The organism is Pseudomonas sp. LY-1 (genome assembly GCF_053502595.1).
Genome location: NZ_CP094353.1, coordinates 4138348 through 4150949, shown reverse-complemented (window position 1 = coordinate 4150949; position 12602 = coordinate 4138348). Strand labels below are relative to the sequence as shown.

The 12602-nt window shown below is 62.2% G+C and carries 11 protein-coding genes and 2 pseudogenes; 7 read left to right on the top strand and 6 right to left on the bottom strand.

The window, feature by feature from the left end; all coding sequences use genetic code 11:
• Positions 1–290 precede the first annotated feature (290 nt).
• The 4 genes from MOQ67_RS18850 to MOQ67_RS18835 all read left to right on the top strand — a co-directional run bounded on the left by MOQ67_RS18850 (position 291) and on the right by MOQ67_RS18835 (position 4860).
• Entirely contained in the window at positions 291–2291 is a 2001-nt protein-coding gene (locus MOQ67_RS18850) for a ribonucleoside triphosphate reductase (RefSeq protein WP_046489186.1), read from the top strand.
• A gap of 31 nt (positions 2292–2322) precedes the next feature.
• Positions 2323–2478, top strand: coding sequence for an anaerobic ribonucleoside-triphosphate reductase (gene nrdD, locus MOQ67_RS18845; RefSeq protein WP_017849317.1), 156 nt, complete (start codon positions 2323–2325; stop codon positions 2476–2478).
• Positions 2475–3170, top strand: coding sequence for an anaerobic ribonucleoside-triphosphate reductase activating protein (locus tag MOQ67_RS18840; RefSeq protein WP_169883988.1), 696 nt, complete (start codon positions 2475–2477; stop codon positions 3168–3170). The genes nrdD and MOQ67_RS18840 overlap by 4 nt, the downstream gene beginning before the upstream one ends.
• Before the next feature lie 70 nt (positions 3171–3240).
• Complete coding sequence (locus MOQ67_RS18835) at positions 3241–4860, top strand: methyl-accepting chemotaxis protein (RefSeq protein WP_017849315.1); 1620 nt, start codon at positions 3241–3243, stop codon at positions 4858–4860.
• Positions 4861–5439: 579 nt separating this feature from the next.
• Here MOQ67_RS18835 and MOQ67_RS18830 read toward each other — a convergent pair.
• The 4 genes from MOQ67_RS18830 to MOQ67_RS18815 are packed head-to-tail and all read right to left on the bottom strand — an operon-like array spanning position 5440 to position 8497.
• Complete coding sequence (locus MOQ67_RS18830) at positions 5440–6792, bottom strand: 4Fe-4S binding protein (protein ID WP_448675539.1); 1353 nt, start codon at positions 6790–6792, stop codon at positions 5440–5442.
• On the bottom strand, positions 6789–7628 hold the full coding sequence (locus tag MOQ67_RS18825; protein WP_046383091.1) for an FTR1 family iron permease: 840 nt from the start codon (positions 7626–7628) through the stop codon (positions 6789–6791). The genes MOQ67_RS18830 and MOQ67_RS18825 overlap by 4 nt, the downstream gene beginning before the upstream one ends.
• A 15-nt stretch (positions 7629–7643) precedes the next feature.
• Entirely contained in the window at positions 7644–7967 is a 324-nt protein-coding gene (locus MOQ67_RS18820) for a cupredoxin domain-containing protein (RefSeq protein WP_017849310.1), read from the bottom strand.
• On the bottom strand, positions 7967–8497 hold the full coding sequence (locus MOQ67_RS18815) for an iron transporter (protein ID WP_017849309.1): 531 nt from the start codon (positions 8495–8497) through the stop codon (positions 7967–7969). Before MOQ67_RS18815 ends, MOQ67_RS18820 begins: the two co-directional genes overlap by 1 nt.
• 180 nt (positions 8498–8677) lie before the next feature.
• Here MOQ67_RS18815 and MOQ67_RS18810 point away from each other — a divergent pair, with 180 nt between their 5' ends.
• On the top strand, positions 8678–8887 hold the full coding sequence (locus MOQ67_RS18810) for a DUF3079 domain-containing protein (protein WP_017849308.1): 210 nt from the start codon (positions 8678–8680) through the stop codon (positions 8885–8887).
• A 76-nt stretch (positions 8888–8963) separates the two neighbouring features.
• Positions 8964–10124, top strand: a complete 1161-nt coding sequence (locus MOQ67_RS18805; RefSeq protein ID WP_079444110.1) for an alpha-hydroxy acid oxidase — start codon at positions 8964–8966, stop codon at positions 10122–10124.
• A 193-nt stretch (positions 10125–10317) separates the two neighbouring features.
• On the opposite strand, the pseudogene MOQ67_RS18800 reads toward MOQ67_RS18805, so the two are convergent.
• Positions 10318–10656: pseudogene (locus tag MOQ67_RS18800) on the bottom strand (alpha/beta hydrolase); the annotation flags it as partial.
• 64 nt (positions 10657–10720) lie between these two features.
• A pseudogene (locus tag MOQ67_RS18795) lies at positions 10721–11872 on the bottom strand (diguanylate cyclase).
• 114 nt (positions 11873–11986) lie between these two features.
• Between MOQ67_RS18795 and MOQ67_RS18790 the strand changes: the two are divergent.
• Positions 11987–12574, top strand: coding sequence for an NUDIX domain-containing protein (locus tag MOQ67_RS18790; protein ID WP_017849304.1), 588 nt, complete (start codon positions 11987–11989; stop codon positions 12572–12574).
• Positions 12575–12602 lie beyond the last annotated feature (28 nt).

Here is a 12602-nt window from a genome sequence, read left to right as displayed (position 1 = left end):
TGGCAGGGAACTTACTGTGGGAGGAGACTTACTGTGGGAGGGAACTTACTGTGGGAGGAGGCTTACTGTGGGAGGGGGCTTGCCCCCGATAGCAGTGTGTCAGCCAATACATGCACGACTGATCCACCGCTATCGGGAACAAGTCGAATCGTCGCACCGCCCCTCCCACATTTTGATCTTCGTTCAGACTTGACCTTGATCAATGGCAGCCCAAACGCTTGACCGTAATATCACTGCATATTGTGTTTCAAAGATCTATTAAATCTATATGTAGTGTCTGGAGCCTTCCAATGCAAAGCATGCTCAGCCCGCTGGTCAGTAACCGCCTGCACAAACGCGACGGTAGCCTCGTTGCCTTCGACGCCGAAAAAATCCGTCAGGCGCTGATCGCCGCCGGCAATGCCACCGGCGAGTATCGGGAGGCCGAGGTCGACCTGTTGCTCGGTGCGGTGCTGGCGCGGCTGCGCGGCATCGAACGGCTGGATGTGGAGCAGATCCAGGACAGCGTCGAGCGGGTGTTGATGGATGCCGGTTACTTCTTGTCGATGCGCGCGTATATCGTCTACCGCGAACAGCACGGTCGCCTGCGCCGCGACCGCAAGACCCTGGTGGAAGTCGCCACCTCGATGAACGAATACCTCGACCGTGAAGACTGGCGCGTGCAAGCCAATGCCAACCAGGGGTATTCCCTCGGCGGGCTGGTGCTGAACGTGTCGGGCAAGGTCACTGCCAATTACTGGCTGGACGAGGTCTACAGCCAGCAGATCGGCCGCGCACACCGTGAGGCGGATCTGCATATCCACGACCTCGACATGCTCGCCGGCTACTGCGCCGGTTGGTCGCTGCGCTCGTTGCTGCACGAAGGCCTCAATGGCGTGCCGGGCCGCGTCGAAGCGGGGCCGCCCAAGCATTTGAGCAGTGCCCTGGGGCAGATGGTCAACTTCCTCGGCACCCTGCAAAACGAATGGGCCGGCGCCCAGGCGTTCAGCTCGTTCGACACCTATCTTGCGCCTTATGTGCGCAAAGATCAGTTGAGCTACCCCGAGGTGCGCCAGGCGGTGCAGGAGTTCATCTACAACCTCAACGTGCCGTCGCGCTGGGGCACTCAGACGCCATTCACCAACCTGACCTTCGATTGGGTCTGCCCGGAAGACTTGCGCGAGCAGGTGCCGGTGATCGGTGGTGAGGAAATGCCATTTGCCTATGGCGACCTGCAAACGGAAATGGAGCTGATCAACCGCGCCTACATCGAAGTGATGCAGGCCGGGGATGCCAAGGGGCGGGTGTTCACCTTCCCGATTCCGACCTACAACATCACCCATGATTTCCCCTGGGACAGCGAGAACGCCGACCGCCTGTTCGAGATGACCGCGCGCTATGGCTTGCCGTATTTCCAGAACTTCCTCAATTCGGACATGCAACCCAACCAGGTGCGCTCCATGTGCTGTCGCCTGCAACTGGACGTGCGCGAGCTGCTCAAGCGCGGCGGCGGGCTGTTCGGTTCGGCGGAGCAGACCGGCTCGCTGGGCGTGGTGACAATCAACTGCGCGCGCCTCGGTTACCTGTTCAAGGGCGATACCGGCGGCTTGCTGCAACGCCTGGACAGCCTGATGGAAATGGCCATGGAAAGCCTGGAGGTCAAGCGCAAGGTGATCCAGCACCACATGGACGCCGGGTTGTACCCCTACACCAAGCGTTACCTGGGGACGTTGCGCAACCACTTCTCCACCATCGGCCTCAACGGCATGCACGAGATGCTGCGCAATTTCACGGATGACACGCAGGGCACGCACACCGAAGAAGGCCGCGCGTTCGCCCTGCGCCTGCTCGACCATGTGCGCGCCACCTTGCTGCGTTTCCAGGAAGAAACCGGTCACCTCTACAACCTCGAAGCCACACCGGCGGAAGGCACCACCTACCGCTTCGCCAAGGAAGACCGCAAGCGCTACCCGGACATCCTGCAAGCCGGCAGCCTGGATGCGCCGTACTACACCAACTCGTCGCAACTGCCGGTGGGCTTCACCGAAGACCCCTTCGAAGCCCTCGAGCTGCAAGACGAACTGCAATGCAAATACACCGGCGGCACCGTGCTGCACCTGTACATGGCCGAACAGATTTCCTCGGCCCAGGCCTGCAAGCAATTGGTGCGCAAAGCGCTGGGGCGTTTCCGCCTGCCGTACCTGACCGTGACCCCGACCTTCTCGATCTGTCCGGTACACGGCTACCTCGCCGGCGAACACGAGTTCTGCCCCAAGTGCGATGAGATCCTCGCGCTTGCCGCCCAGTCTTGAACCTGTTTTTCAACCCGCAAGGAGATTCACCATGCAAACATCCCAGCCACAACGTCAGCGCTGCGAAGTCTGGACCCGGGTGATGGGTTACCACCGGCCGGTGTCCGCGTTCAACCCCGGCAAGCAGTCCGAACACAAGGAGCGTGTTCACTTTACCGAAGCGGCTTGCGCGGCCGGGCGCCAATGAGTCGAATGCTACGGGTTGGGGGCATGGTGCCCCTGACCACCCTCGACTACCCCGGCATGCTCGCCTGTGTGCTGTTCTGCCAGGGTTGTGCCTGGCGCTGTCGTTACTGCCATAACCCGGACCTGATTGCACCGCGCGGTAGCGCGGAGATCGATTGGCGCCGGGTTTTGCTGTTTTTGCAGCGCCGCCAGGACCTGTTGGACGCAGTGGTGTTCAGCGGCGGTGAGCCGACCTTGCAGGAAGGTTTGCCAGCGGCGATGGACGAGGTACGCGCCATGGGCTTTCGCGTGGGCCTGCACAGTGCGGGGATCAAACCGGCAGGCTTTGCCAATGCGCTGCGCCATGCCGACTGGGTGGGCTTCGATGTGAAGGCCCTGGTCGAGGACTATCAACTGGTCACCCAGGTCAAAGGCAGCGGCGCCGCCAATTGGCGCAGTTTGGAGACCTTGCTGGCCAGTGGCGTGGACTACGAGTGCCGTACCACGGTGCATTGGCATCTGATTGATACGTCGCGCCTGCTGCGCCTGGCCCAGCGTTTGCAAGCCAGTGGTGTCAAGCGCTTCGCCGTGCAGATGGTCCGCACGGCAAGCATGCTCGATGAGCAATTGCCGATTGCCCCGGCACAGATGGCATTGCCGGAGTTGTGGGGCCACATGCGCGAGTTGTTTCCGGCTTTTGTATTACGAGGGTGACCGATCGCCCTTCCAGGATTTTTAAAGATGCTGCCCGTTTCGGGCAGGTATTCATCAAGGAATGTTTAGAATGACGCAGTTAACCACGGCACAACGCATTGTCATCGGCTTCGCGATTGCGCCGCTGGCTCTGGTCGGTTTGGTGTTTTACGCCTTGCACGACCTGGCAACCCTCAAGCAACAGTCCGAACAGATCGTGCAGCAGGACTGGCCGAAAATCGCACCGATCATGGTGATCGCCACCGGCGTGCGCGATAACGGGCGCAACACCCGCGACCTGCTGATCGACCAGGATAACCAGCAGGCCCAAGAGGCCATTGGCACCACCCGGCAGCGCATTACCCAGGCGTTCGCCACCCTGGAGCCACTGTTCGATACCACCGAAGGCAAGGCGGCCTATGCCGCGTTGAAAACCCATCGGGAAACCTACGTCGCGGCCTTTACCCAGGTGCAGGCGCTGATCAAGCAGGGCGCCCGCGAGCAGGGCCTGGCCCAGCTCAAACAGCAGGTGGTGCCGGCCGAGCTTGAGGTGTTCAAGAGCCTCGATGCGTTGATGGCCATGCAAGGCCGACTGTTCGTCGAGCGCGAGCAGGCTGCGCAAATTCTCTACGACGATGCGCGCCGCACGATGATCGGATTATTCCTGCTATGCGTGAGCCTGGTCGTGGCGGCCGCCGTGATCGTCACGCGCAGCGTCACCCGGCCTTTGGGCGGCGAGCCGGACGAGGTGGCGCGGGTGCTCAGCCATATCGCCCAGGGCGACCTGACCATCGAGGTGCCGCTGGGCAACAGTGCCGACGGCAGCGTGATGCGCAACCTGCACCAGATGCAGCAGAACCTCAACCAGATGGTCCGGCAGATCGCCGCCTCGGTGGATGGCGTGGCCAGTTCATCCGAAGAGTTGAGCGCAGTCAGCAGCCAGACCAGCAGCAGCCTGCAGTTGCAGGGCCAGGAAATCGAACAGGCCGCCACCGCGGTGAACGAAATGACCGCCGCCGTCGATGAAGTCGCGCGCAACGCGGTGAGCACCAGCGAAGCCTCGCGCCTGTCGGAACAGACCGCCCAGCTTGGGCGGGCGCAGGTGCAGGAAACCGTGGCCTCGATCAACACCCTGGCCACCGGTGTGGTGGAAACCTCCGAACGCATCCAGCAACTCGCCGGCCGCGTGCAAGACATCAGCGGCGTGCTGGACGTGATCCGCAGCATCGCCGACCAGACCAACCTGCTGGCCCTCAACGCCGCGATCGAAGCGGCCCGGGCCGGCGATGCCGGGCGCGGTTTTGCGGTGGTCGCCGATGAAGTGCGCGCCCTGGCCCATCGTACCCAGACCTCGACCCAGGAGATCGAGCAGATGATCGGCAACATCCGCCAGGACACCGAACACGCCGTGGCCGCCATGCACAGCAGCAGCGAACGGGTGCAGGCGACCTTGGGCGTAGCGCAACGCTCGGGGGAGGCGCTGGATGAAATCACCCGCTCGATTTCGCAGATCAATGAGCGCAACTTGATGATTGCCAGCGCCACCGAAGAACAGGCACTGGTGGCGCGGGAAGTGGATCGCAACCTGGTGGGGATTCGGAACCTGTCGCAACAGGTATTGCAAGGGGCCTTGCATACCGAAACGGCGGGGCATGATCTGGCGGGGATGGCGGGGGAACTGCATCAGACGGTGGCGCGGTTTAAGGTTTAGGTGGTGTGGCGATGCGTTTCTTCGGTAATGGCCAACCCGAAAAGTAACCAACGCGCGGCGGCCTTATAACCGACCTGATCCTGCAAGCCCAACGCGGTCAGAAAATGTGGGAGGGGGCTTGCCCCCTCTCACATTTTGATCCCCATGGATCAGATAGAACTCGTTCTGCTCTGGCTCTTGCTCTTGGGCGCGGCCTTATATCCGACCTGATCCTGCAAGCCGAACTCGGTCAGAAATGTGGGAGGGGGCTTGCCCCCGATCGCAGTGTGTCAGTCACTACATGCATGACTGATCCATCGCCATCGGGGGCAAGCCCCCTCCCACATTTTGATCTCCATGGATCAGATAGAACTCATTCTGCTCTGGCTCTGGCTCTGGTTTTTGATCTTGATCTTAGGCGCCCCGTCAAACCACGCTGGCCGGAGTGAGGGCATGCCGAGCCTAGGCGAGGCACCGAGTGGTGGGGCAAGAGCCTTTTGGTTACTTTGGGGCTTTTTTTTCCAAAGTGACCCGCTGTAAGAGCGGAACCATAACGGATATGTACTCAGCCGCCGCCGCAATCACCGAAAAAAACGGCACTCAACCCCACCCCCAAAACTGCAACCACCATCCACCCCCCACCAACCCAACACTCAACCCCACACACAACCACCCACCCCAACGCCGCAGCCCCCCAACCCCCTGAATCTGCCGCCACCCCAACCACAAGCACCACCCAACCGCCGCCATCAACAACACGGCCCGCGCCGATTGCACCCAAGCCAACCCCAAGCCCTCATACCGCAACAACTTCACCGTGGTCGCCGACAACCCCAGGAACAAACCTGCACCACCGAGGGGCGTCAGCGTCAGCGCCAAGGGCCGAAACAGTGCACGATCACCCGCCACCCACGCGGCCAACCGCAACAGCAGCCAACAGCCGCCCCCCAATACCAACGAACTCCCCCCCAGATACAACACAATGCACAAGCCATCCAACCAACTGAAGCTGTCATTGAGCTGCGGATAATGAGTGAGCAACCACCACGGCGCGTTGTCTTGCAGCGGCCACAGCCAGTCATGGCCGACCAGCCACGTCGCCAGGGTTTGTTTGAGCGCGATAAACCACGGACTGACGGTCCATTGAAACGCCCCCATCGCCAGGCCGATCACACCAAACAGCAACAGCCGCGCGTCCCACACTGAGCCGGGTTGACGCGGCGCCTGCAGGATCTCCTGATTGCACGAGCGGGCGATCAGTTGCACCGCGCCACGTTGCCCGCTGCAGCGGCCGCAGGCATGGCACTCGCTGGCCCCTTGCAGGCGGCGGATATCCAGCAGCGGCGCGCAGTTGGGCAGCGGCAGGCGCGGTGCGTCGTTGGCTTTCCAGCGCTGCTCATCCACCGCGAAATGCACCGGCGCCAGGCGGGCGAGCAGGGCGAAGACGCCGCTGACCGGGCACAGGTACCGACACCACACGCGCTTGCCGCGCACGAACAACAGGCCGACGATCACCGCGCCGAGGGTCGAGCCGCCGAGAATCAACAGGGCCGCCTGGGCGTAGTCATATACGCTGATCAATTGGCCGTAGAGGGTGGTCAGGCAAAAGCCCAGCGTCGGCCAGCCGCCCCAGCGCAGCCAACGCGGAATACCGAGGCCGCGTCCGTGCTGGCTGGCCCATTCGCTCAGGGAACCTTCCGGGCAGAGCACGCCGCACCACAGGCGCCCGAACAACACCATCGACAGCAACACGAACGGCCACCAGAGGCCCCAAAAGATGAATTGCGCGAGCAGCGTCAGGTTGTTCACCAGGCGCGCCTGGCTGTCCGGCAACGGCAGCAGCGCCGGCAGCACCAGCAGCACGGCGTAGACCAGCACCACCGCCCATTGCACGGCACGGATCAAGCGCCCATGGCGGCGCATGCCATCGCCCAGGCGCTGCAGCCAGCTCATGCCGCGTGCCGCGAACGGCGCAGGCCGTTGCCCACCCACAACCAATAGCCGAGCAGCACCAGCACGGTGACCAGGCTCGGCGCGGCGCGGTAGCCGACAAAGTCAGCCAACATCGCGCCCAGGCCGTGGCTGTCGCTGAGCAGGGTACTGCTGTCCCAGCGGCTTTCACCGAAGCTCGAATAGACCCACTCGGGCATGTCCATCGCCAGCAATTGCCCGCTGATACGGTCCACGGCCGCCACCAGCAAAGCCCCGCCGAGCAGCAGCAACAGCGCTTCGCTGAGGGCGAAAAACAGCGACCAGGAAATGAAGCGCCGCGTACTGCGCAACAACAGCACCGTGAGCCCCGCCAACACCAGGCCCAGCACGCCGCCGATCGCGAACAGGTTCAGCGCCGGGCCCTGCAGACGCGCGCCGGCACCGTACAGAAACACCACGGTTTCACTGCCTTCGCGGCTCACCGCCAACAGCGTCAATAGCAACACGCCCCAACCGCCCTGGCGCGCCAGGCGTTCATCGGCTTCGCGTACCAGGGTGTTTTTGAGTGTGGCCGCGTGACGATGCATCCAGAACACCATCTGCACCATCAGGCCGCTGGCCAATAACGTCAGCGCCGCTTGCAGCCATTCGCCCTGGGGGCCGGTCATGGCCTCACCGGCCCACAGCATCAAGCCGGCCAGGCCGGCCGAGCAGAACAAGCCCAGGACCACCCCGGCCCACAGGAAACGCCCCAGGCGCGAGTGCGCGGTCTGGCGGCTGATCCAGACCTGCAGAATGCCGATCACCAGCAGCGCCTCGACGCTTTCGCGCCAGACAATAAACATCGATTGATTCATCAACGGCTCCCGGGGCTATTGGGCAAGGATGCTGCCTTCGGGCAACTGTGGGTTGAACTCGTCAAAGAACGGATACAACCCCGGCGTGAGCGGGTGGATCACGACGAAGGTGGTCACGCCGGGGGACAAGACTTTCTCCACGCGCAGCGGCGTGCTCTCGAATTCGGCCGGGCCTTGGCCGAGGTTGTGCAGCACGATCTTGAAGCGCTCGCCGGCCTTGACCGTGAGTTGCGGCGGGATGAAGTGGCCGTCCTGCAGGGTCAGTTCATAGGTCGGCAACGGCGCCGCCAGGGCCGCGCCGCTCAGCAGCAAGCTGCCCAGCAGCAAGGCGCGACGCATCAGTAGCCGCCTTTCTTGCCGATGCCGGCATAGACGAATTCGTAGTGGACTTCGCAGCGTTCGAACCACGGTGCGACCCCGGTTTCCTTGTCGGTATGGCGGCCCAGGGACTGGTGGCCGCTGGGCGGCAATACGCTGAAGGTCAGGGTGTATTTGCCTGGGCCTTGCAGCTTGACGTTGTCGCCGTAGTGCGGCCCGTCATTGGCGACCATGGCGTGGAAATCACCGGTGATCGGCGTGTCGCTGCCTTGCTTTTTCAACGTAAAGGACAGGTTCAGGTACGGCACGAAACTGCCTTCCTGGAAGCCTTGGGCATTGTCCGCCGTGGCGCGCACATCGGCTTCAAGGTGGACGTCGGAGTCGGCCGTGGCGCGCATCATGCCGGCGGGTGCCATCTCGATCGGTTGCAGGTACACCGCGCCGATTTCCAGGCCTGGGCAGTGCTGCGGCTCGCCGATCGGGTACTCCTTGGCGAACGCCGCAGAGGTGGACAACAGCAGGACCAGGGACACAGTAGAAGGGATACGCATGGAGGCTTCCTGACGGGTGAGGGGGAAAGATCCCGAGTCTAGGAAGGTTGATCGTAAATAATAATGATTCTTGTCAAGTTTCTGCGATATTTCATGTTGGCCAACCTTGACCGCAGTCAAGGCCATGCCCCCTCGAGCAGGTTAGGTTGACTCTATTGTTCGCCGGTAGGGAACCTCATCATGGCCAAGCCTTTCCCGCTGCACCCCAAGCACCCCGAACGCATCTGCTGGGGCTGCGACCGCTATTGCGCCACGACCGATCTGGCCTGTGGCAACGGCGCCGACCGTACCATGCACCCGGCCGAGATGATCGGCGATGACTGGTACGAGCACGGCGACTGGGGACTCACCCCTGAGCCACCTGCCACGGACGAACCGTCAGCGGCCTGATCAATCAACGCAATGGCTGGTTGTACGGCGGATGGGCGGTTACTCTTCCTACTCAGTTCAGGGAGAGGTGACGCAGATGTCGTTGATCACAACCATCGAAGACTTACGCAAGCTGGCGCAAAAACGTGTTCCAAGGATGTTTTACGACTACGCCGATTCCGGCTCTTGGACTGAAAGCACTTACCGGGCGAATGAAAGCGATTTTGCCCAGATCAAATTCCGCCAACGGGTGGCGCGCAATATCGATAAACGTTCGATCCGCGCCACCATGATCGGCCAGGACATGGCCATGCCAGTCGCCCTGGCGCCCACCGGCCTGGCCGGGATGCAGCATGCCGATGGTGAGATTCTCACCGCCCGTGCCGCTGCTGCCTTTGGCCTGCGCTACACCTTGTCGACCATGAGCATCTGCTCCCTGGAAGACATCGCCGAACAGGTCGGCCAGCCGTTCTGGTTTCAACTCTATGTGATGCGCGACCGCGCCTTTATCGAGCAGTTGATCGAGCGCGCCAAGGCCGCCGGTGTCGATGCGTTGGTGTTGACCCTGGACCTGCAGATCCTCGGCCAACGTCACAAGGACCTGATCAACGGCCTGTCGGCACCGCCCAGACTGACCCTGCCGAATATCCTCAACATGATGACCAAGCCGCGCTGGGTGATGGGCATGCTCGGCACCAAGCGTCATGGCTTCGGCAATATCGTCGGGCATGTCAAAGGTGTGGCGGACATGAGTTCGCTGTCGGCATGGACCGCCCAACAGTTCGACCCGCGCCTGAGTTGGGACGATGTGGAATGGATCAAGAAATGCTGGGGCGGCAAGTTGATCATCAAGGGCATCCTCGATGTGGAAGATGCGCGCCTGGCGGCGAATGCCGGCGCCGATGCGTTGGTGGTGAGCAACCATGGCGGTCGTCAGTTGGATGGCGCGCCATCGAGCATCAGCCAATTGCCGGCGATCGTCGAGGCGGTGGGCGAGCGTATTGAAGTGTGGCTCGATGGCGGTATCCGTTCCGGCCAGGACGTGCTCAAGGCCATGGCATTGGGCGCCAAAGGCACCCTGATCGGTCGCCCGCATTTGTACGGTCTGGGCGCGATGGGTGAAGCGGGGGTGACCAAGGCGCTGGAGATCATCGCCCGCGAGTTGGACGTGTCGATGGCGCTGTGCGGGTATAACGATATACGCGATGTGAATCGCGAAATTTTGCTGCCTGGCACCTTTCCCCAAGGCGCGGGCTGAGCAAAAAAATCGTAAAAAAATAAAAAGAGTTGTCCACGAAAACCGTGGGTATCTCTGTGGATAACTTTGCGAGGGCCCGGCAGGGGTTGGCGATTCAACCCAAGATCAATATTTGATCAACTTCTGGCGCGGGCCAGCATAGGCTGGGTTTGCGCTTGACAGCCCCGCGCGAACCCAGTGCCGAAAACACATTTTATGAGTCGTTGGCGCGCCCGGTTGAGTGGGTGACAACCTGTGTCGGCATCTTCGCTTGCATCAGGTTGTCCAGCGCTTTGCGATAGCTGCGCCCGGCCAGGCTCATGCTGTTGTTGTGGCTGGCGCCGGGCACCAGCAACAAGCGCTTGGGTTCCTGGGCGGCGGCAAATAATTGCTCGTTGAACCGTGGGGGAACGTAGCGGTCGTCCAGGCCGTGGACCACCAGCAGTGGCATATGGATGTCGGCAATCTTGTCGATGGAATCGAGTTTCTGCGACAGCAGCCAGCGCACCGGCAAGGCGGTATCCGCCACGGCGGTGGCCACATCCGCCAGGGAATGCCCGTAGATCAGGCGTTTACTGATTGCTTGCAAAGTATTGCGGCATTCAAGCGTCGTCCGCTCAGGCGAGCGCCACCACCTGCACGCGATTGCGTCCATAGGCCTTGGCCTGGTACAGCGCCTGGTCGGCCTGGGACAGTAAGTGCGAGAGGTCGTGGCCTGCCGCCGTGGTGGTGACGATGCCGATGCTCACGCTCAAGAACCCCGGCGTCAGCAGGTCCAGTTCGGCAAACCCGCGGCGGATGCGCTCGGCCACTTCAAACGCCCCGGCCGCATCGCTGTCGGCCAGCAGGCAGGCGAACTCTTCACCGCCGATACGCGCAAACACATCACCGCTGCGCAACATGGCCCGCGTCATCTGGCTGAAGGCGATCAGCGCCTGGTCGCCCATGGGGTGGCCGAAGCTGTCGTTCAGGCGCTTGAAGTGGTCCAGGTCGCACAGCAGCAGGGCCGCGCTGCGCTGGCGACGGCTGCAGTCGGCCAGCAGTTTTTCGCCCCTGAGCATAAAGGCGCGGCGGTTGCCGGCGCCGGTCAGCGCATCGCTGAAGGCGGCGGCCTTGAAGCGCAACTCGGCACGCTCCTTGACCATCGCCAGGGTGATGTAGGCAATGCCGATGGCATACAGCATCGATTCAAACAGCATGAACGAGAAAAACGGCGCGCCTTCACCCCCCGAGGCCTGGGCGTTTTTCAGCGGCAGGCCGGCGTCGGTGATTGCGCGTATGCCATAGAACGCGGTGTGCCAAAGGATCAGCGCCAGCGCGGGAGCGTAGGCGACTTCCAGGGTCGCGCGGTTGCGCCACAGCTCCAGGGCCGACAGCACGCCATAACCGGCCGCCAGCAGCGAATACAGGGTGACCCGCGCCGACAGCGAACCATAGAACTGCGGCAACAGGCACATCAACAGCTACACGCCACACCCGGCAAAGATCCCCGGCAGGCTCGGCTTGCGCTGCACGAAAGCGCGCATGGCGGTCCAGTTCATCGCGGCGCTGAGCAACAGCACGACATTGCCGAGGATCAACGCGACAAAGTCCAGGCCCACGCCGCGCACCGCGATCAGCCCGGTGCCCAGGGTGGCGAGCAGCAGCATGATGCCGAGATAGCCCAGGGTCGGTTCACGGCCACGGCTCCAGGCATGCACGGTGAGCAGGCCCATCAGGCAGAACACGAACACGGCGACTAACAATAGCGTCGGGATATGCAGCGACATTGCCTTGCCCTTGCAGAGACTTTTTGTGGGGCCCGATTGTAGCGGTATGCGACCGGCTTGACGTTGGCGTTGCTGGCGCGACATGCTCCTGCTCCTTTGAGCAAAGGCCCGACCATGGACAACAGCCCCGTTCGCATCACCGCCGAAGAAACGCTCTCGGAGAATTGGTACCTGCTGAAAAAATACAGCTTCGACCTGCGCCGCCGAGACGGCAGCTGGCAGGCCCAGACCCGCGAAGTGTACGACCGGGGCAACGGCGCGACCATCCTGCTGTACAACCGCGCCCAGCGCACTGTGCTGCTGATCCGACAGTTCCGCATGCCCACATTCGTCAACGACTACCCCGGTTACCTGATCGAAGCCGCGGCCGGGTTGCTGGACAACGCCAGCCCTGAGGAACGCATTCGCCTGGAAGCCGAAGAAGAGACGGGCTATCGCGTGGGGCATGTGGAGAAGATCTATGCGGCATTCATGAGCCCGGGATCGGTGACGGAGCGGATTCACTTTTTCCTCGGCGAATACCAACCGGAGGATCGGGTGGGAATGGGCGGCGGGATCGAAGAGGAAGGCGAGGACATTGAGGTACTGGAACTGGGGTTCGAGCGGGCGTTGGCGATGGTGGCGAGCGGTGAGATCGTGGATGGGAAGACCATCATGCTGTTGCAGCATCTGGAATTGCGGATGTTGAAAGAGGGATGGTGAGAGTGGGGCGTGTCGATATCCGTTTTCT

Excerpts from the sequence above, each read along its gene's own strand:
- MOQ67_RS18850 (WP_046489186.1), top strand. The coding sequence starts at position 291 with ATGCAAAGCATGCTCAGCCCGCTGGTCAGTAACCGCCTGCACAAACGC.
- nrdD (WP_017849317.1), top strand. The coding sequence starts at position 2,323 with ATGCAAACATCCCAGCCACAACGTCAGCGCTGCGAAGTCTGGACCCGG.
- MOQ67_RS18840 (WP_169883988.1), top strand. The coding sequence starts at position 2,475 with ATGAGTCGAATGCTACGGGTTGGGGGCATGGTGCCCCTGACCACCCTC.
- MOQ67_RS18835 (WP_017849315.1), top strand. The coding sequence starts at position 3,241 with ATGACGCAGTTAACCACGGCACAACGCATTGTCATCGGCTTCGCGATT.
- MOQ67_RS18830 (WP_448675539.1), bottom strand. The coding sequence starts at position 6,792 with ATGAGCTGGCTGCAGCGCCTGGGCGATGGCATGCGCCGCCATGGGCGC.
- MOQ67_RS18825 (WP_046383091.1), bottom strand. The coding sequence starts at position 7,628 with ATGAATCAATCGATGTTTATTGTCTGGCGCGAAAGCGTCGAGGCGCTG.
- MOQ67_RS18820 (WP_017849310.1), bottom strand. The coding sequence starts at position 7,967 with ATGCGTCGCGCCTTGCTGCTGGGCAGCTTGCTGCTGAGCGGCGCGGCC.
- MOQ67_RS18815 (WP_017849309.1), bottom strand. The coding sequence starts at position 8,497 with ATGCGTATCCCTTCTACTGTGTCCCTGGTCCTGCTGTTGTCCACCTCT.
- MOQ67_RS18810 (WP_017849308.1), top strand. The coding sequence starts at position 8,678 with ATGGCCAAGCCTTTCCCGCTGCACCCCAAGCACCCCGAACGCATCTGC.
- MOQ67_RS18805 (WP_079444110.1), top strand. The coding sequence starts at position 8,964 with ATGTCGTTGATCACAACCATCGAAGACTTACGCAAGCTGGCGCAAAAA.
- MOQ67_RS18790 (WP_017849304.1), top strand. The coding sequence starts at position 11,987 with ATGGACAACAGCCCCGTTCGCATCACCGCCGAAGAAACGCTCTCGGAG.